Origin of the sequence: Zestomonas carbonaria (genome assembly GCF_904061905.1) — a bacterium.
Taxonomy (GTDB): domain Bacteria; phylum Pseudomonadota; class Gammaproteobacteria; order Pseudomonadales; family Pseudomonadaceae; genus Aquipseudomonas; species Aquipseudomonas carbonaria.
Genome location: NZ_CAJFCI010000076.1, coordinates 106,214 through 130,530 on the forward strand (window position 1 = coordinate 106,214; position 24,317 = coordinate 130,530).

Annotated in this window: 24 protein-coding genes and 1 tRNA gene; 12 read left to right on the forward strand and 13 right to left on the reverse strand. The window is 64.3% G+C overall.

Features of this window, described 5'->3' with window-relative positions:
* Positions 1-2 precede the first annotated feature (2 nt).
* The 4 genes from PSEWESI4_RS19475 (at position 3) to PSEWESI4_RS19490 (ending at position 4,852) form a co-directional block, all read left to right on the forward strand.
* Complete coding sequence (locus PSEWESI4_RS19475) at positions 3-1,118, forward strand: zonular occludens toxin domain-containing protein (RefSeq protein WP_187672878.1); 1,116 nt, start codon at positions 3-5, stop codon at positions 1,116-1,118.
* 6 nt (positions 1,119-1,124) lie between these two features.
* The gene (locus PSEWESI4_RS19480; RefSeq protein ID WP_235978970.1) at positions 1,125-2,495 is read left to right on the forward strand and encodes a secretin N-terminal domain-containing protein; all 1,371 of its coding nucleotides are present in this window, start codon (positions 1,125-1,127) and stop codon (positions 2,493-2,495) included.
* A gap of 68 nt (positions 2,496-2,563) precedes the next feature.
* Positions 2,564-3,841 carry a hypothetical protein gene (locus tag PSEWESI4_RS19485; protein WP_187672879.1) on the forward strand — a complete coding sequence of 426 codons (1,278 nt, stop codon included), beginning with the start codon at positions 2,564-2,566 and terminating at the stop codon, positions 3,839-3,841.
* Positions 3,842-4,852 (forward strand): phage integrase, encoded by a 1,011-nt coding sequence (locus PSEWESI4_RS19490; protein WP_187672880.1) that lies wholly within the window; start codon positions 3,842-3,844, stop codon positions 4,850-4,852.
* Between the two features lie 47 nt (positions 4,853-4,899).
* Here the strand turns inward: PSEWESI4_RS19490 and PSEWESI4_RS19495 are convergent.
* A tRNA-Ser gene (locus tag PSEWESI4_RS19495) sits at positions 4,900-4,989 on the reverse strand.
* A 249-nt stretch (positions 4,990-5,238) separates the two neighbouring features.
* Here PSEWESI4_RS19495 and PSEWESI4_RS19500 point away from each other — a divergent pair.
* From PSEWESI4_RS19500 to PSEWESI4_RS19515, 4 genes are all read left to right on the forward strand, one after another.
* Positions 5,239-5,928: a crotonase/enoyl-CoA hydratase family protein gene (locus PSEWESI4_RS19500; protein ID WP_187672881.1), complete on the forward strand. Its 690-nt coding sequence runs from the start codon at positions 5,239-5,241 to the stop codon at positions 5,926-5,928.
* Between the two features lie 252 nt (positions 5,929-6,180).
* Positions 6,181-7,173 (forward strand): TRAP transporter substrate-binding protein, encoded by a 993-nt coding sequence (locus tag PSEWESI4_RS19505; RefSeq protein WP_187672882.1) that lies wholly within the window; start codon positions 6,181-6,183, stop codon positions 7,171-7,173.
* 277 nt (positions 7,174-7,450) lie between these two features.
* Positions 7,451-7,615 carry a hypothetical protein gene (locus PSEWESI4_RS19510; RefSeq protein WP_187672883.1) on the forward strand — a complete coding sequence of 55 codons (165 nt, stop codon included), beginning with the start codon at positions 7,451-7,453 and terminating at the stop codon, positions 7,613-7,615.
* A complete protein-coding gene (locus PSEWESI4_RS19515) occupies positions 7,612-7,866 on the forward strand; it encodes a hypothetical protein (protein ID WP_187672884.1) in 255 nt (84 codons plus the stop codon). Before PSEWESI4_RS19510 ends, PSEWESI4_RS19515 begins: the two co-directional genes overlap by 4 nt.
* Here the strand turns inward: PSEWESI4_RS19515 and PSEWESI4_RS19520 are convergent, their stop codons facing one another.
* Positions 7,867-8,697 carry an alpha/beta fold hydrolase gene (locus PSEWESI4_RS19520; RefSeq protein WP_187672885.1) on the reverse strand — a complete coding sequence of 277 codons (831 nt, stop codon included), beginning with the start codon at positions 8,695-8,697 and terminating at the stop codon, positions 7,867-7,869.
* 151 nt (positions 8,698-8,848) lie between these two features.
* Here PSEWESI4_RS19520 and PSEWESI4_RS19525 point away from each other — a divergent pair, with 151 nt between their 5' ends.
* Positions 8,849-9,820: a magnesium and cobalt transport protein CorA gene (locus PSEWESI4_RS19525; RefSeq protein ID WP_187672886.1), complete on the forward strand. Its 972-nt coding sequence runs from the start codon at positions 8,849-8,851 to the stop codon at positions 9,818-9,820.
* A 350-nt stretch (positions 9,821-10,170) separates the two neighbouring features.
* On the opposite strand, the gene PSEWESI4_RS19530 is transcribed toward PSEWESI4_RS19525, so the two are convergent.
* Positions 10,171-10,905 carry an amidotransferase gene (locus tag PSEWESI4_RS19530; RefSeq protein WP_187672887.1) on the reverse strand — a complete coding sequence of 245 codons (735 nt, stop codon included), beginning with the start codon at positions 10,903-10,905 and terminating at the stop codon, positions 10,171-10,173.
* 271 nt (positions 10,906-11,176) lie between these two features.
* Here PSEWESI4_RS19530 and PSEWESI4_RS25300 point away from each other — a divergent pair, with 271 nt between their 5' ends.
* Together PSEWESI4_RS25300 and ptrC are read left to right on the forward strand one after the other, a co-directional pair.
* Complete coding sequence (locus tag PSEWESI4_RS25300; protein WP_268960803.1) at positions 11,177-11,299, forward strand: hypothetical protein; 123 nt, start codon at positions 11,177-11,179, stop codon at positions 11,297-11,299.
* A gap of 46 nt (positions 11,300-11,345) precedes the next feature.
* Complete coding sequence (gene ptrC, locus PSEWESI4_RS19535; protein WP_187672888.1) at positions 11,346-11,555, forward strand: type III secretion system co-regulatory protein PtrC; 210 nt, start codon at positions 11,346-11,348, stop codon at positions 11,553-11,555.
* Between the two features lie 75 nt (positions 11,556-11,630).
* Here the strand turns inward: ptrC and PSEWESI4_RS19540 are convergent, their stop codons facing one another.
* From PSEWESI4_RS19540 to PSEWESI4_RS19550, 3 genes are all read right to left on the reverse strand, one after another.
* On the reverse strand, positions 11,631-13,775 hold the full coding sequence (locus PSEWESI4_RS19540; RefSeq protein ID WP_187672889.1) for a 3-hydroxyacyl-CoA dehydrogenase NAD-binding domain-containing protein: 2,145 nt from the start codon (positions 13,773-13,775) through the stop codon (positions 11,631-11,633).
* A gap of 66 nt (positions 13,776-13,841) precedes the next feature.
* Entirely contained in the window at positions 13,842-15,050 is a 1,209-nt protein-coding gene (locus PSEWESI4_RS19545; RefSeq protein ID WP_187672890.1) for an acetyl-CoA C-acetyltransferase, read from the reverse strand.
* 590 nt (positions 15,051-15,640) lie between these two features.
* The gene (locus tag PSEWESI4_RS19550; RefSeq protein ID WP_187672891.1) at positions 15,641-16,528 is read right to left on the reverse strand and encodes an AEC family transporter; all 888 of its coding nucleotides are present in this window, start codon (positions 16,526-16,528) and stop codon (positions 15,641-15,643) included.
* 98 nt (positions 16,529-16,626) lie between these two features.
* Here PSEWESI4_RS19550 and PSEWESI4_RS19555 point away from each other — a divergent pair, with 98 nt between their 5' ends.
* A complete protein-coding gene (locus tag PSEWESI4_RS19555) occupies positions 16,627-17,433 on the forward strand; it encodes a c-type cytochrome (protein WP_187672892.1) in 807 nt (268 codons plus the stop codon).
* An 87-nt stretch (positions 17,434-17,520) separates the two neighbouring features.
* Here the strand turns inward: PSEWESI4_RS19555 and PSEWESI4_RS19560 are convergent, their stop codons facing one another.
* The 7 genes from PSEWESI4_RS19560 to PSEWESI4_RS19590 form a co-directional block, all read right to left on the reverse strand.
* Positions 17,521-18,255, reverse strand: coding sequence for a proteasome-type protease (locus PSEWESI4_RS19560; protein WP_187672893.1), 735 nt, complete (start codon positions 18,253-18,255; stop codon positions 17,521-17,523).
* A gap of 119 nt (positions 18,256-18,374) precedes the next feature.
* Complete coding sequence (locus tag PSEWESI4_RS19565) at positions 18,375-19,172, reverse strand: transglutaminase family protein (RefSeq protein ID WP_187672894.1); 798 nt, start codon at positions 19,170-19,172, stop codon at positions 18,375-18,377.
* Positions 19,169-20,119 carry an alpha-E domain-containing protein gene (locus PSEWESI4_RS19570; RefSeq protein WP_187672895.1) on the reverse strand — a complete coding sequence of 317 codons (951 nt, stop codon included), beginning with the start codon at positions 20,117-20,119 and terminating at the stop codon, positions 19,169-19,171. The genes PSEWESI4_RS19565 and PSEWESI4_RS19570 overlap by 4 nt, the downstream gene beginning before the upstream one ends.
* 2 nt (positions 20,120-20,121) lie before the next feature.
* Positions 20,122-21,531 carry a circularly permuted type 2 ATP-grasp protein gene (locus tag PSEWESI4_RS19575; RefSeq protein WP_187672896.1) on the reverse strand — a complete coding sequence of 470 codons (1,410 nt, stop codon included), beginning with the start codon at positions 21,529-21,531 and terminating at the stop codon, positions 20,122-20,124.
* A gap of 331 nt (positions 21,532-21,862) precedes the next feature.
* Positions 21,863-22,570 (reverse strand): type 1 glutamine amidotransferase, encoded by a 708-nt coding sequence (locus tag PSEWESI4_RS19580; RefSeq protein WP_187672897.1) that lies wholly within the window; start codon positions 22,568-22,570, stop codon positions 21,863-21,865.
* A 126-nt stretch (positions 22,571-22,696) separates the two neighbouring features.
* A complete protein-coding gene (locus tag PSEWESI4_RS19585; protein ID WP_187672898.1) occupies positions 22,697-23,041 on the reverse strand; it encodes a ribonuclease E inhibitor RraB in 345 nt (114 codons plus the stop codon).
* Positions 23,042-23,280: 239 nt separating this feature from the next.
* Positions 23,281-24,192, reverse strand: a complete 912-nt coding sequence (locus PSEWESI4_RS19590; protein WP_187672899.1) for a DMT family transporter — start codon at positions 24,190-24,192, stop codon at positions 23,281-23,283.
* Positions 24,193-24,317: the final 125 nt, after the last annotated feature.

Here is a 24,317-nt window from a genome sequence, read left to right on the forward strand (position 1 = left end):
CCATGGCCGTCTATATCGTCACCGGCAAGCTGGGCGCCGGCAAAACCCTGCTGCTGATCTTGCGGATACTTCACTACCTGAAGAGCGGTCGGCGGGTCGCAGTGAATGTCGATGTGCGCATGGACAAGCTGTGCAAGCCGCACAACCGATACTCCCGGCTCGTGCGGCTGCCCGACCTGCCATCCGCTGATGACCTGATCGGCCTGGGCGTGGGTTGCGAGGAATACAACGAAGAACAGTTCGGCGGCATCTTCCTCGATGAGGCGGGCGTCTGGCTGAACTCCCGCGACTGGAACCAAGGCGGCCGTTCCGACCTGCTCAAGTTCTTCCTGTTCCTGCGTAAACGCCGCTGGGACCTGTGGTTGTGCGTGCAAAACGTCAACGTGATCGACAAGCAGGTGCGCGAGTCCATCGCCGAGCATGTCGTCTACATCAACCGTTGGGACCGCCTCAAGGTGCCGTTCCCCTTCCGCCATATCGGTCGCCTGTTGACCCTTGGCATCTGGAAAGGCCGGCTCCCCAAGATGCACCAAGCCATCGTCAAGTACGGCGCCAAGTTCAACAGCCCGAAGGTCGATGACTGGTTCTACCGGGGCGAAGAGTTCTACTCCTTCTACGACACCACCCAGGAATACAACAAGGACTACGACAAGGGCGCCTATTCCATGCTGCCGCCCGGCTACTGGCGGCGCGTTCTCCCGGCTGCACCGCGCAATGTGGGGTTTTACATGCGAGCCACGAAAATTTTCTTCCGCCGCACGCGGATCCTCAACGCCTTCTTCCTCGGCGGCTTGGTGGCGCTGCTGATCTGCCTGCCGGTGTTCTCCGGCATTGCGGTTTCTCGCCAGTACGCGCAATCGGCTCCCGCCGGTGTTGCCGCGTCTGCTTCTGGCTCGACTGCATCGGCATCGACTAAAGCGTTGGCCGAGGAATTCCCCGACCTGCGCATTGCCACCTATGGCCGCCTCTCGGGGCAATCGCACTACGTCTTCCGTGATGCCTCGGGGCAACGCATCAACGCCGACGATCTGCTGGTCCGCGATGTGACCGTCAAGGATCGCGGCCCCCGTGAAGCCCTGCTGGTCCGGGGCGATGACTTCCTCTCCGTTTACAGGTAACGAACCATGAGCGATAGGGAACAAACCTGGACGTGCGTTTACTTCGCCGCCCTGATAGCGATCCTGATGGCGGTCACCACGCTGTTTTCTCCGGCTGCCCGGTGTGCGGAGCGCGTGGAGCTCTACGATGCCACTCTGCAAGACTTCGTCGAGTGGGCTTCGCTCAAGCTCAACAAGTCGGTGGTGGTGGGCTCCGACATCAGTGGCGCACCGATTAGCATCTTTGCCACCTTCGAAGGGGCCGAGCAGCTTCAGGCGCTGATTGAAAACGCGGTGACCTCTGCCGGTTACCGCTTCGCGGCGCGTGGCGACACCTTACTGATCAGCAGCCAGCCGATTCCCGAACCGCTGGACCTCAAGACGCGGGTTTTCCAGCTTCAGCACCTGCAGTCCGATTTCGCCTACCAGTCGATTGTCGACGTACTGCGCTCCCGCCAGGACGAAACCGAACGGGGCTCCACGTCCATCATGGCCACGCCGTCGCCGACCTCCAACGCTGTGATCGTCACGGCCACTGAACAGCAGCTCGACATCGTCGATAGCATCCTCGGCGAGATCGATAAGCCACGTCGCCAAGTGGTGATCACCGCGGTGGTGGCGGAACTGGCCGATTCCGATTTCGATGCGTTGGGTCTCAACGTCGGCCTCGATGACAAACGTATCGAACTGGGCGGCATCAGCCTGCGCGGTTCCGATGTATCCGACCTGGGGTTCAGCCTGACCTTCTCCGGTCCGACGCTCTCGGCCTTCCTGCAAGCCGTCAAGGTCACTGGTAACAACCGCATCCTCTCCACGCCCCAACTACTGACCCTGAACCGCGAACCGGCCTCCATCGTCGTCGGTCAGAACGTGCCTTTCATCACCGGGCAAACCACCAGCGGCTCTACACCGGCCTCCGATCCGTTCCAGACCATCGTCCGCCAGGATGTGGGCGTCTCGCTCGACGTAACGCCGTTCATCACGCCTTCCGGGGCTATCGAATTGCTGGTCGATCAATCGGCTTCCAGCGTCTCCGACGACAAGAGCGCCGCCGACATCATTACCAATACGCGGCGTATCTCCACCAAGGTCCAGCTACCGGATGGCGGCGGGCTGCTCCTGGGTGGGTTGCGGTCGGAACAGACCGACCGTTCCGAATCCAGGGTGCCTTTTCTCTCCGATATCCCCCTGATCGGCCCGGTGTTCCGCTCGACCTCTGAGCGCAGGCGGGGAACCAACCTCGTCGTGTTGCTGACCGCCTCGATCCACAAACCGAGTGATGGGGTGGCTGTGCCGGATGCAGTGCGCTCGCTTGTGCCGCAAGCGGCCGAGCAGGTGCGCGGACACTTCGGCGCAGCCGGTGGGGCCGCGCACCTGGCCGGCCGCGCGGCCCCGTGACGTCCCTGTAACACGTCAGATAAACCAGAAAACACAGTTTCGATTCGTCGCAATTTGGAGCAGTAGACATGAAGGCAAAAGATCAGATTCGGGTAGATCGTCAGTTCAATGAAGACCCGAAAGGTCGGGTGTTTTTTGATGATACGACGGCGAAGATTACTGACCTGAGCAACGTTCGGTTGCTTCGTTGCGGTGTCGATACGGTTCGCCAGTTGTACCGGGGTTTGATCCGCCCTGAGATTCTGGTCCTGTTTGAGAAACCGGGCGAGATCGTCAACTTCGCAGGGGAGCGCTGGCACGCAGGACGAGTGGGACGTGACTCGGGCTATCAGTACAAGCTCCAGAACGCCGATTTGGGCTTCATCCTGTTGGTGAAGAATTTCAACTTCAAGCTGGATAGAGTTGGCCCTCACCTCAAGATCGAAGTGTCGCCTCATGCTATCGACGCACTGAGTCCGGAGCGGCTTCAGGCCCGCATGGATCACTATGCCGACCAGCTAATGACTCACGTCGAGGTCAACCAGTGTGCCGTCCATCTGGCCTTGGACCTTCAAGGCTGGAAGCCTTCGGCCGATCTGGTCGCCCATATGCACTGTCGGGCCAGGACGCATCGGGACATTTCTGGCATCAATGAACTGCACTGGACCACCAAGGCGGCCGTTTATGGGCGTGGTGAAACTCATATGTTTGGTTCGGCCAACGGCATCCAGCTCGCCATTTACAATAAGACCGAGCAGGCCAGGGCCACCGACAAGCTGGATTTTTGGGAAGCGATCTGGAAGCGCCGAGACAGCTTCGACGACAACGATCCGGAGAACTACAACTCGGACGAAGACGTGTGGCGTATCGAGCTGCGCTATCACCATTCCATCGTTCAGCAGTTCGCCAGCGGCTCCCTGGACGTGAATACCGGCCTGCCCATTGATACCCGCACTTATGCGGCTTTTTCGGCACATCTGGACGGCCTGTGGCGCTATGGGTTGGGGCAGTTCAAGCTGCTGGCCCGCCCTGGCCGATTTGAGCCGATCTGGACCTTGATCCGTGATGACGTGACGGTCGATGTACCAGTCGATTCGTTGCTCGATGAAACCGAATACAAGCGCTATCACAAGACCAGCAAGGGGTTCTCGGGAAAGAACGTCGAGCTCTTCCTGGGTAACTTCGTCAGTCTGCTGGCGAGGGAAAGGGTGGGTGCAAAAAAGGCGTTTGACCGGCTGCAAACCTGGGAGTGTTGGCCGGTTATTCGTGACCATTACGCCGCCAAGGAAATGAGCGAGCACGACATCTACAAGCACATCAAGAATCTGCTTGAAGAGCGGCATGTGCGTTGGGGGCGGGCTGTATAGATGGCAATCGAGCCGCTACCGGATGGCCGCTGGAAAGTCGATGTTGAGCCTATCAAGGGCAAGCGATTTCGCAAGACGCTCAAGACCAAGGCTGAAGCGCTGCGCTTCGAAGCGACCTGCCGCGCTAAAGTAATCGACAATCCGGAATGGTCACCCAAGCCAAAGGATCGTCGCCGACTCTCCGAGCTGATTGCGCTTTGGTATGACCTTCATGGTATGTCTCTTTCCGATGGCAAACGTCGCTGTGCCATCTTGAAAGAAGCGGCTAGCGCCATGGGTGATCCTGTCGCCTTCAAGCTCACTGGTGCCAACGTTGCGAACGTTCGAGCTCAGTGGATGGCCGAGGGGGTTGCCGGGAAGACGCTGAATAACCGGCTGGCCTATCTCAAGGCGGTCTATAGCACCCTGCGCAAACTCGATGTCATTGACTACGAATGCCCATTCCACCAGCTACAACCGATCAAGTTGCAAGAAAGGCCATTGTCCTTTCTCTCTCTGGAGCAGATCGACGAATTGCTCAAAGCCCTGGATGAGCGTGAAACCTCCCCTCACCCGCCGATGATTGCTCGCCTTTGTCTGGCAACGGGTGCACGTTGGGGTGAAGCTGAAGCGATAGGCCCGGACAGGCTCAAGGGGCATGCGGTGGTGTTCGCCAATACCAAATCGAAACGGGTCAGAGTGGTGCCCATATCGGCCAGTCTGGCTAAGAGCCTAAAATCCCATTGGGCTAAGCATGGCCAGTTCACGCACTGCATGGAAACCTTCCGCCGTGTGCTGAACACAACTGCGATCAAGCTACCGGATGGACAAGCCAGTCATGTACTGCGCCATACCTTCGCCAGCCACTTCGTCATGCGCGGGGGAAACATCCTGGTCTTGCAGCGCATCCTCGGCCATTCGTCGCTGACAATGACCATGCGCTATGCGCATTTGGCACCGGACCATTTGCAGGAAGCCGTCCAGCTTAATCCTTTCGACGGTTCTTCGACACCTGTCAGGGGCGGAAAATAAAAAGCCCCGAAAACTTCTTGGTTTTCAGGGCTTTATATATCTGAAAGTGGCGGTGAGGGAGGGATTCGAACCCTCGATACAGTTTCCTGTATACACACTTTCCAGGCGTGCTCCTTCAACCGCTCGGACACCTCACCGGATCTCGCTGGACCATCAGGTCCGTCGAGGCGCGCTAATCTAGCCGAACGGATCGCTAAAGGCAAAGTTTTTTTTCAGGAGATTCATGCGCTTAAGGGAAAGCGCGGAGATTCGCCGCTTCGCCCCCACCTGGCGCCCTTGGGGCTGGTGAATGACCGACCAGTCCGACGGCCTGCTTTACCCGGTGAGGAGGGATGGGTAACGTCTGCCCACCGCATCAATCACCGCCCAACCTTAAGGATTCCCCCATGAGCGACCTGATCAGCTACCAGTTGGAAGATGGCATCGCCACCCTCACCCTGAGCAACGGCAAGGTCAATGCCATCTCGCCGGACGTGATCGCGGCCTTCAACGCGGCGCTGGACCGCGCCGAGCAGGACCGCGCGGTAGTGATCATCACCGGCCAGCCGGGCATCCTTTCCGGCGGCTACGACCTCAAGGTGATGACTTCCGGCCCACAGAACGCCATCGACCTGGTCGCCGCCGGCTCCGCCCTGGCGCGTCGCATGCTCGCCCATCCGTTCCCGGTGATCGTCGCCTGCCCCGGCCACGCGGTGGCCAAGGGTGCCTTCATCCTGCTCTCGGCCGACTACCGGATCGGAGTCGAGGGGCCGTTCAGCATCGGCCTGAACGAAGTGCAGATCGGCATGACCATGCACCACGTCGGCATCGAGCTGGCCCGTGACCGCCTGCGCAAGTCGGCCTTCCACCGCTCGGTGATCAATGGCGAGATGTTCGACCCGCAAAGCGCGGTGGACGCCGGCTTCCTCGACAAGGTGGTGCCCGCCGAGCAGTTGCAGGCCACTGCGCTCGCCGCCGCGCAGCAACTGAAGAAGATCAACATGACCGCTCACCGCAACACCAAGCTGAAGGTGCGCAAGGCCCTGCTGGAAACCCTCGACAAGGCCATCGAGCTGGATCGCCAGCACATCGCCTGATCGCGACAGCGGCCCCGTCCTCTCCAGGGCGGGGCTTTCCATTCAGAGTCTCCGAAATGAGAACTGGCTGGAACTTTCCATGCTTGTACGGTAACCGGGTCTACCGCAGACTGCCTCCTCTCGTCCTCGCGCTCCATGTCCGAGGCCGCATTCCAATCCAAAACCAGCCGTCTCTTTGCTCGCACAATGCGAGTTCCGCCCTCACCGTCCGCTGAGGAAAGCGGCGGCTGCTCGCATTTCCGGAGGGACCCAATGCTCAGATCGTGCGCCGCGGCGCTTGCCGCGCTATCCATTCTGTTTTCCTCGACCGCCCTGGGCGCGGACGGCCCCATCGTCATCAAGTTCTCGCACGTGGTGGCGGACGACACGCCCAAGGGCAAGGGAGCGTTGCTGTTCAAGAAACTGGCCGAGGAACGCCTGGCCGGCCAGGTGCAAGTCGAGGTCTACTCGAACTCCAAGCTGTACGGCGATGCGGACGAGATGCAGGCATTGCTGGATAACAAGGTGCAGATGCTGGCGCCGTCGCTGTCCAAGTTCGATCCCTACACCAAGCAATTGCAGGTGTTCGACCTGCCGTTCCTGTTCGACGACGCCGAGGCGGTCAAGCGCTTTCAGAAGCGCGAAGCGAGCAACAAGCTGCTGAACTCGATGTCCGGCCACGGCATCTACGGCCTGGCCTACTGGAACAACGGCCTCAAGCAACTGTCCGCCACCCACGCACTGCACCAACCGGAGGACGCCGCCGGCCTGTCGTTCCGGGTCCAGCCGTCCAAGGTGCTCGAGTCGCAATTCGAGGCGCTGAACGCCAAGACCGTGCGCCTGTCCTTCAGCGAGGTCTTCAAGGCGCTGCAGGATGGAACGGTGCAAGGCGCCGAAAACCCCTGGTCGAACATCGCCAGCCAGAAGCTGCATACCGTGCAGCCCTACATCACCGAGAGCAACCACGGGATGCTCAACTACATGCTGATCACCAACTCCAAGTTCTGGCTCGGCATCCCCTTCGCCGTGCGCAGCGAACTGGAGGGCATCATCCAGGAGGTCACCCAGGCCGTGAACAACGAGGCCGAGGCGCTCAACCGGCGCGACCGCGAGCGGATCCTGGCTAGCGGCACACAGGTGCTCAGTCTTACCCCGGAAGAGCGCCAGCGCTGGCGCGAGAAGATGCGGCCGGTGTGGGAAGCCTACGAGGCGGAGATCGGCGCGGACGTGATCCGCGCGGCCCAGGCGGTCAATCGCCAGCGCTGAAAGGCATCGTCCCCGCAATCACGACCTCGGCTCCAAGGAACCGCCCAGCCAGTCACGGCAATTCCAGTTGCCCCGCTGGCCGTGGCGGGCGCCCCCGCTACCTGGCCGCCACGTGCACGAAGTCGACAACCTACGGGACCATCACGGCGCCGCGATCAGGCCGCGCTGTAAAATTAAGTAAATCGATATTTACCATTGAGATTGCGCGCTAATTAATTCGAAACAATCAATATAAATTTGTGCTCACCGATCAACCACGGTCCTGGAGAGCACAGCAATGAACAGTCCCGCCCGCTACGTCCGCAACGGTGCCTTCGCCGGCATCGGCCTGTATTCGATCATCGTCCTCGTCCTTCTCGCCCAGAGCCTCGTCCAGACGGCTCCGAGCGCCGACTTCCAGTTCGGTCAGCCCATCGCGAGCGACCGTGGGGGTGCCAGATGAGAAGACAAAGACGCAAGTTACTGTTCATGGCCGGACTGGCGGTGATGACCAATATGTTCACGTTGCTCGGCATCAACCATGGCTCGGCTGGCGCGATCGCCCGCACCATCGAGAACGCCCACAACCTGTCGCGCGACCTGACCGTTTCCGAAGCCTTCAAATACCTGCCTGGCGATCCGCCCAAGCGCAGCCAGCCGCGCCTCGACGTCACGGCCTTCATCTGCAACGACTCGATCTGCGCGGCGAGCTGATCAGGCCGTCCGCGTCAACCAGCCAGCAACCCGTTCTGTCACCATCTGCGGTGCCTTCAACCAGGCGCTGTGCGGGTTCTCGCTCGGCGGACGTGGCGATGGCAAAAGCTCGACGTGCGGGCTCACCTGGATCAACCCGGCCAGACCGCTGGTAGATGCCGGCGGCGCGAAGGTATCGCCTTCGATGGCCAGGTACAGCGAAGCGATCGGATTGTCCCGGCTTTCCACCTGGACCAGGCCGGTATGCCGGAAGTGCCCGCTCCAGGCCACCCTCCCCCAGTCACGCATCAGGCTGCGCGCCTCGTGACCGCCGAAGCCGATACGCTTGCCCGGCAGGTAGCCGAGCAGCGCGGTGAGCGTGTTGAAGGCCAGCGCGGCGCTCGGCGTCATCAACCGTCGCCAGCCATCCCAGTAGCGGTAATGGATGTTGCCGCAGGCCACCCCGATCACCGTCACTCCGCTGTGCGGTTGCGCGGCAGCGTACAGCGTGGCGACCTGGCCACCCAGGCTGTGCCCGAGCAGAGTCTGCGGGCTGTCGGGAAAGTGCCGCTCGGCGGCGGCGCGCAACTGCGGTACGAAGTCCTCGACCAACTGTCGATAGCCGTAGTCGAAGCGCCGGGACGGACGTGGCCGGCTCTCACCCTGGCCGGGCCAGTCGGCCGTCAATACGTTCAGGCCGGCCTGCGCCAGGTTCTGCGCCAGCGTCTCGTACTTGCGCGCAGCAACCCCGAGCGCCGGCAGGACGATAACCACCGGCGCGCCGGGCGCGGCGGAATACGGATGGATCGGACACTGGCAACGTCCATCGGCGAACGGCACGGCATCGGGCATGGCAATCAGTCCTTGTTCTTGTCGGCGACAATGGTGCGAATCTAGAGCAATTGCTCCAGCCCCACCATAACCCCTCAGGTAAAGACATCTGCCATGCTGGATAGCTGGATAGAATGGCCCGATCGCCGTACTTCAGGAGAACGAGAACGACATGGCCCAGGTCGTAGCCGCAGCGGTTTATTCCAAAGGCAGGAAAGTCACCGACATCACCCTAGAACAAGGCGCCGAGTGGGCTTCCAGGGAAGGTCACTTCGTCTGGATCGGCCTGCACGACCCCGGCACCGAAGAACTGCTCAGCCTGCAGCGGCAGTTCCAGTTGCACCCGCTGGCCGTGGAGGACGCCCTGCTCCAGCACACCCGGCCGAAGCTGGAGACCTTCGGCGACGCGCTGTTCATGGTGGTCTATTCGCCGGTGCTGAGGGATGACGAACTGGTATTCATCGAGACCCAGTTGTTCGCCGGCAAGGGGTACGTGATCAGCGCCCGCTACGGCGACTCGCCCTCCTACGCGGCGGTCCGCCAGCGCTGCGAGGCGCAGCCCCACATGCTGGAGCATGGCGAGGACTTCGTCCTCTATTCGCTGCTGAGCTTCGTGATCGAGAACTACCGACCCGTGCTGGATATCTTCCACAGCCACCTCGAGGACATGGAGCAGCGGGTGCTCAACCATCCATTGACCCAGGCCGACGTCGAGGGCATCCAGTCGATGCGCCGCGACCTGCTGCGCCTGCGCCGCTATCTCGCGCCGCAGGGGGAAATCTGCCAGGAGCTCCAGCACCTGGACTTCCCCTTCATCGACAAGCACATGCGCCCGTATTTCCGCGACGTGGCGATCCACGTCCAGCGCCTGCTGGAAGACCTCACCAGCATGCGCGAGATGGCCGACCACGCCATCGAGATCGGCCTGCTCCTGGAGGCTTCGCGACAGAGCATCACCCAACGCAAGTTCGCCGCCTGGGCGGCTATCCTCGCCTTCCCGACGGCCATCGCCGGCATTTACGGGATGAACTTCCACAACATGCCGGAGCTGGACTGGCAGTATGGTTACTTCGGGGTTCTGGGGATCATCGCCGTGGGTTGCGGTGGGTTGTATGCCAACTTCAAGCGGATGAATTGGCTTTGAGCGCGTGGCCCGGATGCAATTCGGCCGGGGGTATTTCCCGGATTGCATCCGGGCTGCGTGGTTTTAGGGGCGGGGGAAGAATATGAGGTTCCGAGCGCTATAAAGCCCTCCCTCTCCAAGCCCTCTCCACTAGGCGTGCCCCCATAAATAAGAGAGGGGGCAGGCCGTGCGGGCTGGCAGGTTATGTGGCTTGGAGTGAGGCCGAGGGGCTAGCCAGGTCGTTTCCGGATTGCACGGACAGTTGGCATTCGCAGGACCAGTCCCCTCCCCCTCCGGGAGAGGGTTAGGGTGAGGGACGGAGTTCCGGTACACCACGAAGCCATGCCCCCCAGACTGCATCCAGCACCCCATCAGGCCGACCGCTTCTCTTTCTCCCGACCATTGGCAACGAAACGCATCATCCACTCGGCCACCACATGGCCGTCATGGTCGCGCTCCAGGCTGGCGATGCCCTGCTGGTAGATCTGCTCGCCAAGATGCTGCTGGCGGATTTCCAGCAGCGAGCGCGAATAGTCGTGGACGAATTCCGGGTGGCCCTGGAAGCACAGCACCTGGTCCTCGATGGCGTAGGCGGCGTGCGGGCAGAAGTCGCTGGAGGCGATCAAGCGGGCATTCTCCGGCAGGGCGGTGACCTGATCCTGGTGGCTGATCAGCAGGGTCAGGTCGTCCACCGTCGGGCTCATCCAGGCCGGCTGGTCGGCGATGCGGTACTGGTGGGTGCCGACGCCCCAGCCCTGCGCGGCGCGCTCGGCCTTGCCGCCCAGCAGCAGGGCGAGCAACTGGTGGCCGAAGCAAATACCCAGCAACTTGTCACCGCGCTCGTAACGCTCCAGCAGGTAGGTCTTGAGGGTCTGGATCCATGGATCGCTGCCGAAGGAGTCGGCCTTGCTGCCGGTCACCAGATAGGCGTCGAAGTGCTCGTCATCCGCCGGGTACTGGCCCTCCACCACGTTGTAGGTGATGAACTCCGCGGGAATCGGCTGGCGGCTGAAGAGCTGCTCGAACATCCGCCCGTAGCCCTGGTACTGGTCGATCAGTTCAGGGCGGAGGATATCGGTTTCCAGAATGCAGATGCGAAGCGTCATGAAGATGTCCTGATACCGGTGGGGATTGCCAAATGTGCAATTTATTTAACACAAGCCGCCTTACAAGAGAACAGCCCGCCGATGCAAATCCCCGAACATTTCTGGAGCGATCCCATCCCTGGCCGCCTCAGGCGTCAATAAAACACAACAGCCCCAAAACCATCATCCACCTCGATAGTCACCATGAAGGGCATTCACTTCTGGCTCGGCGGGGCTTGGGCAATTATCCCTCTCACGGGGCCCGCCCCTCCCAACCGACGAGGACATCGCCATGAGCAAATACGCCGCCATCGCCAGCCTGATCGCCGCTTCCGCCTTCACCTCCAGCAGCGCACCGCACCACTACCAGGTCAAGTCGCAAAGCAACGAGAAGCGCGAGAAGAAATCGCAGTAATCCCCCTGGCGCCGCCCGGCGGCGCAGGCATTACGGAGCATCCGCCATGACCATTGCCGAACCGCTTTCCAGCCGGCAAGCCTATGGGGTGACCTACGCCAGCCTCGAGGACGGCCAGTTGCTTTTCGAATCGGAACTCGCCTTCCAACTGGAAGACGGCAGCCTGCTGACCCTGCACCTGCCGACCCCGCCCGGTGAGCGCCAGGCGATCCAGCGGGCGGTCTTGAGGCAGATCGACAGCGTCCCTCCGGGCTGAATGCCCTCGGTCATCCCCCGCACTCCCCAATGAAAAACCGGCCACGAAGGCCGGTTTTTCATTGCCGGAAGCGCCTCAGAAAGCCTCCCCCTTGGCGGCCTTGTCCAGCAGCAGCGCCGGCGGTTCGAAGCGCTCGCCGTACTGCTCGGCGAGGTACTGGGCGCGGGCGATGAAGTCCTTCAGGCCGTACTGGTTGATGAACTGCAACGCGCCGCCGGTCCAGGCGGCGAAGCCGATGCCGAAGATCGAGCCGATGTTGGCGTCGGCGGTGGACAGCAGCACGCCCTCCTCCACGCAACGCACGGTCTCGATGGCCTGGATGAACAGGATGCGGTCGCGCACGTCGACGGCCGGGATCTGCCGGTCGGCCTTTTCGAAGCGCGCCTTCAGCTCGGGCCAGAGGTACTTCTTGCCGCCCTGCGGGTACTCGTAGAAGCCGCCGCCGGCCGCCTTGCCCGGACGCTTGTACTCGTTGACCATCAGGTCGACCACCGCGAACGCCGGGTGCTCGGGCATCGTCTTGCCTTCGGCGGCGAGGTCCTTGCGGGTCTGCTCGCGGATGTGGGTCATCAGGCTCATGGAGACTTCATCGGAAACCGCCAGCGGGCCGACCGGCATGCCGGCCTTGCGCGTCTCGGTCTCGATCATCGCGGCGCTGACGCCCTCGCCGAGCATGGCCAGGCCCTCGTTGGTGAAGGTGCCGAACACCCGCGAGGTGAAGAAGCCGCGGCTGTCGTTGACCACGATGGGCGTCTTCTTGATCTGCAGCACGTAGTCGAAGGCGCGGGCCAGGGTTTCGTCGTTGGTCTTGGCGCCACGGATGATTTCCACCAGCGGCATCTTGTCCACCGGGCTGAAGAAGTGCAGGCCGATGAACTTCTCGGGCTTCTGCACGGCGCAGGCCAGGCCACTGATCGGCAGGGTCGAGGTGTTCGAGGCGATCACCGCATCCGGCAGCGCGGCGGCTTCGGCGGCGGCGGTGACCTTGCCCTTCAGCGCGCGATCCTCGAACACGGCCTCGATGACCAGGTCGCAACCCTCGAAGTCGGCTTCCTTGTCGGTGGGCTTGATGCGCGCCAGGATGGCGTCGCGCTGCTCGGCGGACAGCCGGCCACGGGACACCCGCTTGTCGAGCAGGCCGGCGGAATAGGCCTTGCCCTTCTCCGCCGCCTCGACGGAGACATCCTTGAGCACCACCTCGATGCCGGCCTGCGCCGACACGTAGGCGATGCCCGCGCCCATCATGCCGGCGCCGAGCACGCCGAGCTTCCTGGTCACGTACTGCGGCTGGCCCTGGGGACGGGACTTGCCGGCGTTGATCTCATTGAGCTGGAACCAGAAGGTTCCGATCATGTTCTTCGCCACCTGGCCGGTCACCAGCTCGGTGAAGTAGCGCGCCTCGATGAGCTGCGCGGTGTCGAAGTCGACCTGCGCGCCTTCGACGGCGGCGCAGAGGATCTTCTCCGGCGCCGGGAAGCAGCCTTTGGTCTTGTCGCGCAGCACCGACGGGGCGATGGCCAGCATCTGCGCCACGTTGGGGCTGGACGGCGTGCCGCCGGGGATCTTGTAGCCCTTCACGTCCCAGGGCTGCACGGCGGCCGGGTTGGCGGCGATCCAGGCGCGGGCCTGGGCCAGCATGTCGTCGCGGTCGCTGGCGATGGCGTGGATCAGGCCGGCCCGGAGGGCATCCTGCGGGCTGACCCGCTTGCCTTCCAGCAGATACGGCAGGGCCTTCTCGATGCCCAGCAGGCGCACCATGCGCACTACCCCGCCACCGCCCGGCAGCAGGCCGAGGGTGACTTCCGGCAGGCCGAGCTGCACGCCCTTGTCGCCCAGGGCGATGCGGTGCTGGCAGGCCAGGCAGATTTCCCAGCCGCCGCCCAGCGCGGCGCCGTTGATCGCGGCGACCACCGGCTTGCCGAGGGTTTCCAGGGTGCGCAGTTGCGCCTTGAGGCCCAGCACGTGCCGGTAGAACTCGGCGGCCTCGGCCTTGGTGACCTTGACCAGGTCGTTGAGATCGCCGCCGGCGAAGAAGGTCTTCTTGGCGGAGGTGATGATCACCCCGGCGATGGCGTCCTTTTCCGCCTCCAGGCGGGCGATGGTCTTGCCCATGGCCTCCACGTAGGCGGCGTTCATGGTGTTGGCGCTCTGGCCGGGCATGTCGATGGTCAGGACGACGATATTGTCCTGGCCCTTTTCGTAACGGATGGCGTCAGTCATTGTCTTGTTCTCATCCCAAGGTGGGGACGTAGGATGGGTGGAGCGCAGCGATACCCATCCCACGGTTCAGATACGTTCGATGATCGTTGCGATACCCATGCCGCCACCCACGCAGAGGGTGGCCAGGCCGTAGCGCTTGTTGCGCTTCTCGAGCTCGTCGAGCAGGGTGCCGAGGATGGCGCAGCCGGTGGCGCCGAGCGGGTGGCCCATGGCGATGGAGCCGCCGTTGACGTTGACCTTGTCCTCCGGGACGCCCATGTCCTTCATGAACTTCATCACCACCGAGGCGAAGGCTTCGTTGACCTCGAACAGGTCGATGTCGTCGACCTTCAGGCCGGCCTTGGCCAGCGCCTTGCGGGTGGCCGGCGCCGGGCCGGTGAGCATGATGGTCGGGTCGGTGCTGGTCACCGCGGTGGCGACGATGCGCGCGCGCGGCTTGAGGCCGAGTTCCTTGCCCTTGGCGGCGGAGCCGATCAGCATGGCGGCCGCGCCGTCGACGATGCCCGAGCTGTTGCCCGGGGTATGCACGTGGTTGATGCGCTCGACGTGGCTGTACTGGCGGATCGCGGTGGCGTCGAAGCCCATCGCGCCCATCATCTCGAAGCTCGGCTTGAGCTGGCCGAGGCCTTCCAGCGTCGAGTCGCCACGGATGAATTCGTCACGGTCGAGCAGGACGATGCCGTTCTGATCCACCACCGGCACCAGGGACTTGCTGAACGAGCCGTCGGCGCTGGCGCGCGCGGCCTTCTGCTGGGAGCGCAGGGCGAACGAATCGACATCCTCGCGGCTGAAGCCTTCCAGGGTGGCGATCAGGTCGGCGCCGACGCCCTGGGGCACGAAGCTGGTGTGCAGGTTGGTCGCCGGGTCCATCGCCCAGGCGCCTCCGTCGGAGCCCATCGGCACGCGCGACATGGACTCCACGCCGCCGACCACCACCAGGTCCTCGAAGCCGGAGCGGACCTTCATCGCACCGAGGTTCACGGCCTCCAGGCCCGAAGCGCAGAAACGGTTGAGCTGCACGCCGGCGACGCTGATGTCCCAGTCGGCCACCATCGCGGCGGTCTTGGCGATGTCGCCGCCCTGGTCGCCGACCGGGCTGACGCAGCCGAGCACCACGTCGTCGACCTGGCTGGTGTCCAGGTTGTTGCGTACCTGCAAGGCCTTGAGCAGCCCGGCGATCAGGTCGACCGGCTTGACGCTGTACAGCGAGCCGTCCTTCTTGCCCTTGCCGCGGGGCGTGCGCACCGCATCGAAAATGAAAGCTTCGGTAGTCATGGTGTCCTCTCGCCTCCGTTGGGGAGGAGTCGGTGGCAGTGCGAAATCGGGCCCGCGCCCGAAGACCACTCGTTATTGTTTTAGAGCGATTACACCTTACGCGCAGGCCGGGGATGCTCAATGACCTAAGCGCTCAGCGCCATTGACTACAGCGCTCAGACGAACGGTCAAAGATGGCCATCTGCCCAGGAATCTGGAAAAACATGTCTGGCCTGCGGGTCAGGTCGCGCCGGCGCGCAAAGGCCATAACCCGACGGCGCTAGAACGCCTGGGCTTGAAACCAAGACTTCTAAAGAAAGTGTGATCCTGCCCCTAGATTTGTCAGGGCAAGGTGCCGCCGCCGGGTTTTGCCGGGGCGGTTTTTTTGTCCACGCCTCGGCGTGACGCTATTGCCCGACAGGCCGTTAGTGCGGGCTGAGGACGCCACCGAACAACAACAAAAGGCATTCGGCCATGGCTAGAAAAACCAAGTTCCGCCAAGCGGGCCTGATCCTGCTCACCACCGCCGTGGTGCTGATCCTGCCCAACCTGACCCGTCTCTTCACCTGATCCCACCACCGCTCGCGGCACCGGATAACACCCGAGTCGTGTTATCTGGCCGCGGGCAACAGCCACAGCAACAACAGCGGCAGAAAGATGAAGGCCAGCAAGGTCGAGCACAGCACCAGGCTGGCTACCTGCTCCGGCGAGCGTCCCGCGCGCACCGCGAACAGGTAGTTGAACACCGCCACCGGCATCGACGACTGGAGGATCAGCACGCCCTGCTCCAGCGGCGTCAGGCCGAGCGCGGCGCCGATCCCCCAGCCGACCGCCGCGCCACAGAGGATGCGCAGCGCGCCGAGCAGCATGCCGTCGCCGATGTGATGGACGCGGATGCTCGCCAGCGACACGCCGAGGGTGAGCAGCATCAGCGGAATGGTCATGCCGCCCAGCAGGCCGATGGTGTTGTCCAGCCAGCGCGGCAGCTCCAGGTCGAAATACACCAGCGGCACGGCCAGCGCCAGGCTGATCAGGATCGGGTGGGTGAACAGCTTGCGCGGCGAGCGCTCGGCCCCCGAGAGGATCAGGCCGAGGCTGAAGTGCGCGACCGACAGTACCAGGAAGAACGCCACCGCCAGCGCCAGCCCCTGCTCGCCGAAGGCGTACAGGCTCATCGGCAGGCCCATGTTGCCGGAGTTGGGGAACAGGTAGGCCGGCATCAGCACTTTCCAGTCGTGCTTGAACAATCGGCTCAGGGCCAGGCCGATCGCCCCCATCACCAGGGTCACCAGGGCGCAGGCCAGGGCGACCTGGCCGAACGCCTGGCGGTCGATCTGCGCCTGGCTGAGGGTCGAGAGCACCAGGCATGGCGTGCCGACGTAGAGGACCAGGCGAGCGATGAACTCGGTCGGATAGGACTGCCCCGAGCGCGCCCATGCGTACCCGATGCCGGCGGCGATCATCACCGGCGCCATGACTGCGAACAACTCGGCCAGCATGAGCCTTCCCCCAGGCAAAAGCCGCATGCTAGCGAAGCGTGATCGTCCCGGGCAATGTGTTAGGGTTCCGCAATTCTGACTTTCGGAGCCATCCCTGGATGCGTTTTCTCGTCGCCTGCCTGGGCCTGTTGGCCAGCTCTCTGCTTGCGGCCGCCGAACTGAACCTGGAACTGCCGACAGGCACACGGACCTGGGACAGCGGCGCCCTGCTCGCCCATCCCCAGGCACGGGACATCGAGATTCCCGCCGACGTCGCCTACAAGCGCGCCATGCACTACCGCGCCGTGCCGCTGGCCAGCCTGCTGGACGGCGTGCAGGCGGGCGATCACCTGCAGGTCGTGGCATTGGACGGCTTCGCCGCCGAACTGCCGGCCGCGCCGTTGCTGGCGCAGAGCGGCGCGCGAGCCTGGCTGGCGGTGGAAGACCCGGCCCGGCCATGGCCGGCCCTGGGCACGGGCAAGCCGAGCGCCGGGCCCTTCTACCTGGTGTGGAGCGATCCGCAACAAGGCGACATCGGCCCCGAGCAGTGGCCGTTCCAGGTCGCCCGGATCCGCCTGCTGGAACCGGTCGCCACACGCTTCCCCGTGCTGCTGCCGGCCAGCGATGCCAGCGCGGACGTGCGGGCCGGCTTCGCCCAGTTCCAGAAGAACTGCCTGGCCTGCCACCGACTCAACGGCGCCGGCGACTCGGCCTTCGGCCCGGACCTGAACCTGCCGCACAACCCCACCGAATATTTCAGCGGCGACTTCCTCGCCCGCTACATCCGCGCCCCGCAGAGCCTGCGGAACTGGCCGCAGGGGCGGATGCCGGGGTTCTCCCGGGAGGCGTTGAGTGACCGACAGTTGGGCCAGTTGCTGGCCTATCTGCGGCACATGGCGGGAAGGAAGGTCGAACCCGGACGGTAGCCGTAGGAGCCGGCTTGCTGGCGATCATGACGCCTCGGGATCGCCAGCAAGCTGGCTCCTACGCATGAGGCGCATGGGGGGCAGGCTCTATACGTTATACCCCGCCGGCGGCGCCGGCAGCGCGGTGAGCAGTTCCTGCAGGCCGGCGGCCCAGCGCTTGCGGATGTCGCTATAGTACTCGTCGTCCTCTTCGACCCGGTAGCCCATCGGGAGGATCAGGCTGTCCTTGTGATAGACCAGCAGGTCCAGCGGCAGGCCGACCGACAGGTTACTGCGCACGGTCGAGTCGAAGGACACCAGCGCGCAGCGCAGGGCCTCCTCCAGCGGCGTGTCGAAATGCAGGTTGCGGTCGAGGATCGGCTTGCCGTACTTGCTCTCGCCCAGTTGCAGGAACGGCGTGTCCGGCGTGGCCTGGATGAAGTTGCCCTGCGGATAGATGCTGTAGAGCTCCGGCGGGTTGCCGGCGACCTGCCCGCCGACCAGCAGCGAGCAGGTCAGGTCGGTGTTGCCGGCCAGCGGCGCGCGGTCACGGTCCACCACCTCGCGGATGGTCTCGGCCACCAGCGCGGTGGCGTCGTAGATGGTCGGCACGCTTTGCAGGTTGGGCTGGTTCGGGTCGTCCAGGCGCTGCTTGAGCAGGTTGATCACCGACTGCGAGGTGGCCAGGTTGCCGGCAGTCTGCAGGACGATGATGCGCTCGCCCGGCACGCCGAAGGTGAACAGCTTGCGAAAGGTGGCGATGTGGTCGATCCCCGCGTTGGTGCGCGAGTCGGAGACGAATACCAGGCCATCGGCCAGGTTCATGGCAACGCAGTAGGTCATGGACGTGCATTCCTGTGCGGTTGGTCGGGAGGACTATATCCCGTCCTCCGTTTCGACCCTGTGGCAGCCACCGGCGTTCCGGGACGCCGCGTCGCCCGTTTCCCCGGATTACATCCGGGCTACTGCTCCTGGACCAGCATCAGCGGCGCCACCAGCACCTTGGCATGCATCTGCTCGCCCCCGCCGCCACGACGCATGCCGCGCACCGGGCAGGCGTCGAGGTAGTCGAGGCCGACCGCCAGCTTGAGGTGGCGCTCCGGGCGGGCCAGGCCGTTGGTCACGTCGAAGCTGTACCAGGCGCCGTCCAGCCAGGCTTCGGCCCAGGCGTGGCTGGCCAGGTGGCTGTCGTTCTCGGTGTACAGGTAGCCGGACACGTAGCGCGCCGGGATGCCCAGGCTGCGCGCGCAGGCCAGGAAGGCATGGGTGTGGTCCTGGCAGACCCCGGCGCGCGCGGCGAAGGCTTCGGCGGCCGTGGTGTCGACCTTGGTGGCACCCGGCTTGTAGACGATCTCGGCGTTGAGCGCTTCCATCAGGTCGATCAGCGCGGCGCGATCGCGGCGGCTGTCGCACTGTTCCAGGGCGAACTCGCTGAGCGCTTCGTCGGCGACGGTCAGCCGGGTATGGCGGAGGAACGGCAGCGGCGACCCCGGCTCATGCTCGGCTTCGCGCTTCGGGTCGATCTCCACCTGGCCACGCGCGCCGATGACGATGGACTCGTGCGGCTCGTCGAGGGTCAGCACGTGGAGGATGTTGCCGTAGGGATCGAGTTGCGCGCGCACCGGACGCGGCAGGCTGAGCTGCCAACTGATCACTTGCTGGCGCTCGCTGTCGTGGGGCGTGAGGCGCAAATACTGGATGCTCGCACGCACCTGGTCATCGTAGCGGTAGGTGGTGTCGTGACGGATGGACAGTCTCATACGACCTCCAGATAGGAGCTGTGGATGGCACGGGCCAACTGGCGGACCAGCAGGATGAAGTCGGTGAGCCAGGCATGCAGGCCCTCGTCGAGGATCTCGGTGATGCCGGTGTAGCGCAGCCGCGCGTCCAGTTCGGCGGCCAGGCGCTGGGCCGGACGGCCGTTCTCGCCGGGCAGCGCGGCAAGGATCAGGTGCAGCTCTTCCACGCAGGAACGCAGCGAGCGCGGCACGTCCGGGCGCAGCAGGAGCATCTCGGAGACCTTGCGGGCGTTCGGCGAGCCCCGGTAGATCTCGGCGAAGGCTTCGAAGGACGACAGCGCGCGCAGCAAGGCGCTCCACTGGTAGTAGCTGTGCGCGGTGCGGTCGCTCATTTCGTCGGCTTCCTCGCCGAGCATCTCGTAGCGGGCGTCGAGCAGGCGCAGGGTGTTGTCGGCGCGCTCGATGAAGGTGCCCAGGCGGATGAAGCGGTAGGCGTCGCTGCGCATGATGGTGCCGAAGGTGGCGCCCCGGAACAGGTGCGAGCGCTCCTTGACCCACTCGCAGAAGCGGCTGATGCCGTAGCGGCCCAGGCCCTGCTCGGCGATGCCGCGGATGTCCAGCCAGGTGGCGTTGATGTTCTCCCACATGTCGGCGGTGATCCGCCCGCGCACCGCGTGGGCGTTGGTGCGCGCGGCTTGCAGGCAGCGGTAGATGCTGGCCTGGTTGTCCTCGTCGAGGGCGAAGAAGAACAGCATGCGCTCGGCGTGCAGTTGGCCGTGGCGGCTCAGGTATTCGTCCAGGGTGCCGGTGATCAGCAGCGGCATGGCCAGTTCGTCGAGGCCGTCGCCACGGCCGGCCTGCGGCATCAGCGACAGCGAATAGCTGACGTCGAGCATGCGCGCCAGGTTCTCGGCACGCTCCAGGTAGCGCGACATCCAGTACAGGTCGGAGGCAGTTCTCGAAAGCATGGTCAGTCCTCTACCACCCAGGTGTCCTTGGTACCGCCGCCCTGCGACGAGTTGACCACCAGCGAGCCCTCGCGCAGCGCCACGCGGGTCAGGCCGCCGGGCACCAGGCGGGTTTCCCGGCCGGAGAGCACGAACGGGCGCAGGTCGATGTGGCGCGGCGCGATGCCGTTCTCGACGAAGGTCGGACAGGTCGACAGGCACAGGGTCGGCTGGGCGATGTAGGCCTCCGGCCTGGCCTTGAGGCGCTCGCGGAAGGCTTCGATCTCCTTGGCGCTGGCGGCCGGGCCGACCAGCATCCCGTAGCCGCCGGAGCCCTGGGTCTCCTTGACCACCAGCTCCGGCAGGTTGGCCAGCACGTGGGACAGCTCCTCCGGCTTGCGGCACTGCCAGGTCGGCACGTTCTGCAGGATCGGCTCCTCGTCCAGGTAGAAGCGGATCATGTCGGTGACGAAGGGGTACACCGACTTGTCGTCCGCCACCCCGGTGCCGATGGCGTTGGCCAGTACCACGTTGCCGGAGCGGTAGGCGGCCAGCAGGCCGGGCACGCCGAGCATCGAATCGGGGTTGAAGGCCAGCGGGTCGAGGAAGGCGTCGTCGAGGCGCCGGTAGATCACGTCCACCTGGCGGGCGCCGGCGGTGGTGCGCATGAACACCTTGTCGTCGCGGACGAACAGGTCGGCGCCCTCCACCAGCTCGACGCCCATCTCGCGGGCCAGGAAGGCGTGCTCGAAATAGGCGCTGTTGAAGCGCCCCGGGGTGAGCACCACCACGCTGGGGTTGTCCAGCGGGCTGGAACTCTTCAGCGCGTCGAGCAGCAGGTTCGGGTAGTGGTTGATCGGCGCGATACGCTGGGCGGCGAACAGCTCGGGGAACAGCCGCATCATCATCTTGCGGTCCTCGAGCATGTAGCTGACGCCACTCGGGGTGCGCAGGTTGTCTTCCAGCACGTAGTAGGTGCCGTCGCCGTCACGCACCAGGTCGACGCCGGCGATGTGCGCGTAGATGTCGCGGTGCAGGTCGAGGCCCTGCATGGCCAGTTGGTAGCCGTCGTTGACCAGCACCTGCTCGGCGGGAATGATCCCGGCCTTGATGATGCGCTGGTCGTGGTAGAGGTCGGCGAGGAACATGTTCAGCGCCTTGACGCGCTGGATGCAGCCCTGCTCCACCATGCGCCACTCGCTGGCGGGAATGGCGCGGGGGATCATGTCGAACGGGATCAGGCGCTCGGTGCCCTGGTCGTCGCCATACAAAGTGAAGGTGATACCCGCCCGGTGGAACAGCAGGTCGGCTTCGCGACGGCGCTGGGCCAGGAGCTCGTCCGGTGTTTCTTCGAGCCAGCGGGCAAATTCCCGATAGTGCGGACGGCATTCGCCATCGGCTGCAAACATCTCATCATAAAAAATACGGGTCATGCCGAACTCCTTGTCACGCGAGCACAGTGCTCATCGCAAGCCCCGTGCCAGCAGATCAAGCCCTTTATTTTCAATAGCTTGGGCAGAACCCACGGCATGTACGCACCATTTTCGTGCGCACCATGAACCCACAGGATGGATCGCGCCCTATTCCACGGCAACTCCCATCCGACGAACCTCGACCGGCCGGTCACTTTTCATCGGAGTCAACGGCGGGGCAAAGGTTCGCCCGGAGCGGGGAACGAGCATGGGGCTGGCTAAAGCCCAGGCCGGGTCGACACCCGGCTCCAACGGAATCGGCGGCATTCCCGGACTGCCTCCGGGATATGCCTCAGACGAGCCGGGCCAGGCCCAGCCAGTGGCGGTAGAAATGTTCGGCGACACTGTTCAGCGCGGCGACCTTCTCCGGCAGGCCGCTCAGCATCTGCCGCCGGCCCTGCTGGCTCGACTGGGTTTCGTCGAGCAGGTGCGCCCAGTCGCTGAGCCAGTGACGCACCAGTTCCTCGGTCATTTCGGGATGCCCCTGCAACGCCAGCACCTTGTCGCCCCAGGAGAAGGCCTGGTTCGGGCACCAGGGGCTGGAGAGCAGGCGTTCGGCGCCCTCGGGCAGGTCGAAGGTATCGCTGTGCCACTGGTAGACGACGAACTCCTCGGGCAATTGCCCGAGCCAGGGGTTGTCGGCCACCCCGGAGCGGCGCAACGGCTGCCAGCCCACTTCGGTGTAGGGCATGCGATGCACCCGCGCGCCCAGGGCCTTGGCCAGCAGTTGACCGCCCAGGCAATGACCGATCATCGGGATGTCGCGGCGGATGAAGTGCCGCAAAGCGTCGATTTCCGTCGCAATCCACGGCAGCGGGTCATTGACGCTCATCGGCCCGCCCATCACCGCCACCGCCTTGGGGCGGTCGAGGTCGCAGCCGTCCAGCTCGCCGAGATCGACGCGCAGGACCCGGAAATCCACCTGGTGTTCGTCGAGCACCCGCGCCAGGTGGCCGGCCGGGCAATAGTCGATGTGCGTGAGAATCAGAACATCTGTCATATCTGAACTACCTCCGTGGGCACAGTCCAAGGCAAAGCGCGTGCCGGAATCGAGGTAGCGGAAATGCCGTCGAGGCGACCACCACTCCACTTCAACGGAATGGCGGCGCGCCTCCCTGGCGACGGATCAGGCCCTTGGACCCCGTATCTCCTGGGTCACGCCCCAACCGTCGAGCACCCCGCCCAAGGGGGTGACCAGTGTTTCCATGTTCTGCGCGAAGTCGCCGATGTCCTCGTAGGTGGCATACATCACCTTGCTCACCGACAGTTGCCAGTCGCCGTTCTCGCCGGCGCAGACCTGGGTATTCAGCGATTCGCCTTGCCGGAACTTGCCTGCCGCCATCCGGGCCCGCTCCTCATCGGGGAAGATGGCGTAGAACTCGATTGGATGGAACCGGGTGAAATCGAAGCCACCCTCTTTCATGCGGCGCAGCACTTTACCGCTGACATCATCGTGGAAGGCTGTGCTCATAACATGACCTCCTTTCAAGCGATGTGATGAAGGGTTCCGCATTTCACTACTGATGGCCGGCCTCTGTGACCGGCACGGCGACACAGGAAGGACGTGCCGCGACCCTGCAGGCGTCAGACCCGGAACGGCTGGGTCCGTGCGGGGTGGCCGTCACGCAAGTGGCTGGCCAGAGCCCTTCCTGGAGCTTAGCGCCCGAAAACGGGGTTTGCCGCTATCGACCGGAGATGGCGGACAGGCGGCTAGCCTTCCTGTGTCTGCGGCGCCGCCTCGCGCCCGGCCAGCGAGCCGAGCGCGATGGCCCCCAGGACCAGCGCCATGCCGAGCACCTGCCCCGGCGCCAACGCCTCGCCCAGCAGGCCGATGCCCACCAGGGCGGCGCCGACCGGCATCAGGCCGGTGAACAGTCCGGCGATATTGGCCGGCACCGCGCTGATCCCGCGATACCAGAGCAGGAACGACAGCACGCTGGCGCTGATCGCGTAGAACACCGTCCAGCCCCAGGTGCCGGCGCTCGGCCCCGTCCAGTCGAACGCCAGCGCTTGCGGCACGGCCAGCGGCAGGAACAGAAGCAGCCCGGCGAGGTTGACGCCGAAGGCCATGCACCAGGGATGCAGCGACAGCGCCAATCGCCGCGAATAGATGGCGAACAGCGCCTCGGCGAGCACCGCGCCACCCACCAGGGCGTTGCCGAGCAGGCTATCCGCCCCGCCCGCCCCGCCCGTCCCGCCGCCCAGCAGGTTGAGCACGGCGATACCTCCCACCGCCAGGGCGATGGCCAGCAGGCTGTGCGCCCCTACCCGCTCGCGCAGCCATAGCCAGGCGAGCAAGGCGATCACGCTCGGCGTGGCGCTGGTGATGATGCCGGCGCTGGTGGCGCTGGTATGCAGCACGCCGTAGAGCATGAACAGGCTGAACAGGAAGCAGCCGAAGAACGCCTGGAGGAACAACCCCCGCGCCGCCTGCACGTCCAGCCCGCGACGCACGCGCGGGCGCAGCATGCCTGGCAGCAGCACCAGGGTGGCGATGAGAAAGCGCAGGAAGGCGAACAGGAACACCGGCACTTCGGCCAGCACCAGCTTGCCGACGGCGATGTTTCCGCCGACCAGCAACATCGACAGGGCGAGACAGAAATAGGCGAATCCGAGCGGCATACCGGCAGCATCCTTGCGTGAGCCCCATGGCGGGACATCGGGCAAGGCTAGGCTATTCCGCCGCAATCTCAAGAACTCGCAGGATGCGCCGCGTGCACCGTTTCCCGCGTCTCGCCGGAAACAGC

What these genes read in the sequence shown, in the direction of transcription:
- PSEWESI4_RS19480 (WP_235978970.1), top strand. Translation starts at nt 1,125, where the DNA reads ATGAGCGATAGGGAACAAACCTGGACGTGCGTTTACTTCGCCGCCCTG.
- ptrC (WP_187672888.1), top strand. Translation starts at nt 11,346, where the DNA reads ATGACCATTGCCGAACCGCTTTCCAGCCGGCAAGCCTATGGGGTGACC.
- PSEWESI4_RS19575 (WP_187672896.1), bottom strand. Translation starts at nt 21,531, where the DNA reads ATGACCCGTATTTTTTATGATGAGATGTTTGCAGCCGATGGCGAATGC.
- PSEWESI4_RS19570 (WP_187672895.1), bottom strand. Translation starts at nt 20,119, where the DNA reads ATGCTTTCGAGAACTGCCTCCGACCTGTACTGGATGTCGCGCTACCTG.
- PSEWESI4_RS19580 (WP_187672897.1), bottom strand. Translation starts at nt 22,570, where the DNA reads ATGACAGATGTTCTGATTCTCACGCACATCGACTATTGCCCGGCCGGC.
- PSEWESI4_RS19540 (WP_187672889.1), bottom strand. Translation starts at nt 13,775, where the DNA reads ATGACTGACGCCATCCGTTACGAAAAGGGCCAGGACAATATCGTCGTC.
- PSEWESI4_RS19590 (WP_187672899.1), bottom strand. Translation starts at nt 24,192, where the DNA reads ATGCCGCTCGGATTCGCCTATTTCTGTCTCGCCCTGTCGATGTTGCTG.
- PSEWESI4_RS19550 (WP_187672891.1), bottom strand. Translation starts at nt 16,528, where the DNA reads ATGCTGGCCGAGTTGTTCGCAGTCATGGCGCCGGTGATGATCGCCGCC.
- PSEWESI4_RS19585 (WP_187672898.1), bottom strand. Translation starts at nt 23,041, where the DNA reads ATGAGCACAGCCTTCCACGATGATGTCAGCGGTAAAGTGCTGCGCCGC.
- PSEWESI4_RS19475 (WP_187672878.1), top strand. Translation starts at nt 3, where the DNA reads ATGGCCGTCTATATCGTCACCGGCAAGCTGGGCGCCGGCAAAACCCTG.
- PSEWESI4_RS19520 (WP_187672885.1), bottom strand. Translation starts at nt 8,697, where the DNA reads ATGCCCGATGCCGTGCCGTTCGCCGATGGACGTTGCCAGTGTCCGATC.
- PSEWESI4_RS19490 (WP_187672880.1), top strand. Translation starts at nt 3,842, where the DNA reads ATGGCAATCGAGCCGCTACCGGATGGCCGCTGGAAAGTCGATGTTGAG.
- PSEWESI4_RS19485 (WP_187672879.1), top strand. Translation starts at nt 2,564, where the DNA reads ATGAAGGCAAAAGATCAGATTCGGGTAGATCGTCAGTTCAATGAAGAC.
- PSEWESI4_RS19510 (WP_187672883.1), top strand. Translation starts at nt 7,451, where the DNA reads ATGAACAGTCCCGCCCGCTACGTCCGCAACGGTGCCTTCGCCGGCATC.
- PSEWESI4_RS19555 (WP_187672892.1), top strand. Translation starts at nt 16,627, where the DNA reads ATGCGTTTTCTCGTCGCCTGCCTGGGCCTGTTGGCCAGCTCTCTGCTT.
- PSEWESI4_RS25300 (WP_268960803.1), top strand. Translation starts at nt 11,177, where the DNA reads ATGAGCAAATACGCCGCCATCGCCAGCCTGATCGCCGCTTCCGCCTTC.
- PSEWESI4_RS19545 (WP_187672890.1), bottom strand. Translation starts at nt 15,050, where the DNA reads ATGACTACCGAAGCTTTCATTTTCGATGCGGTGCGCACGCCCCGCGGC.
- PSEWESI4_RS19560 (WP_187672893.1), bottom strand. Translation starts at nt 18,255, where the DNA reads ATGACCTACTGCGTTGCCATGAACCTGGCCGATGGCCTGGTATTCGTC.
- PSEWESI4_RS19500 (WP_187672881.1), top strand. Translation starts at nt 5,239, where the DNA reads ATGAGCGACCTGATCAGCTACCAGTTGGAAGATGGCATCGCCACCCTC.
- PSEWESI4_RS19565 (WP_187672894.1), bottom strand. Translation starts at nt 19,172, where the DNA reads ATGAGACTGTCCATCCGTCACGACACCACCTACCGCTACGATGACCAG.
- PSEWESI4_RS19505 (WP_187672882.1), top strand. Translation starts at nt 6,181, where the DNA reads ATGCTCAGATCGTGCGCCGCGGCGCTTGCCGCGCTATCCATTCTGTTT.
- PSEWESI4_RS19530 (WP_187672887.1), bottom strand. Translation starts at nt 10,905, where the DNA reads ATGACGCTTCGCATCTGCATTCTGGAAACCGATATCCTCCGCCCTGAA.
- PSEWESI4_RS19525 (WP_187672886.1), top strand. Translation starts at nt 8,849, where the DNA reads ATGGCCCAGGTCGTAGCCGCAGCGGTTTATTCCAAAGGCAGGAAAGTC.
- PSEWESI4_RS19515 (WP_187672884.1), top strand. Translation starts at nt 7,612, where the DNA reads ATGAGAAGACAAAGACGCAAGTTACTGTTCATGGCCGGACTGGCGGTG.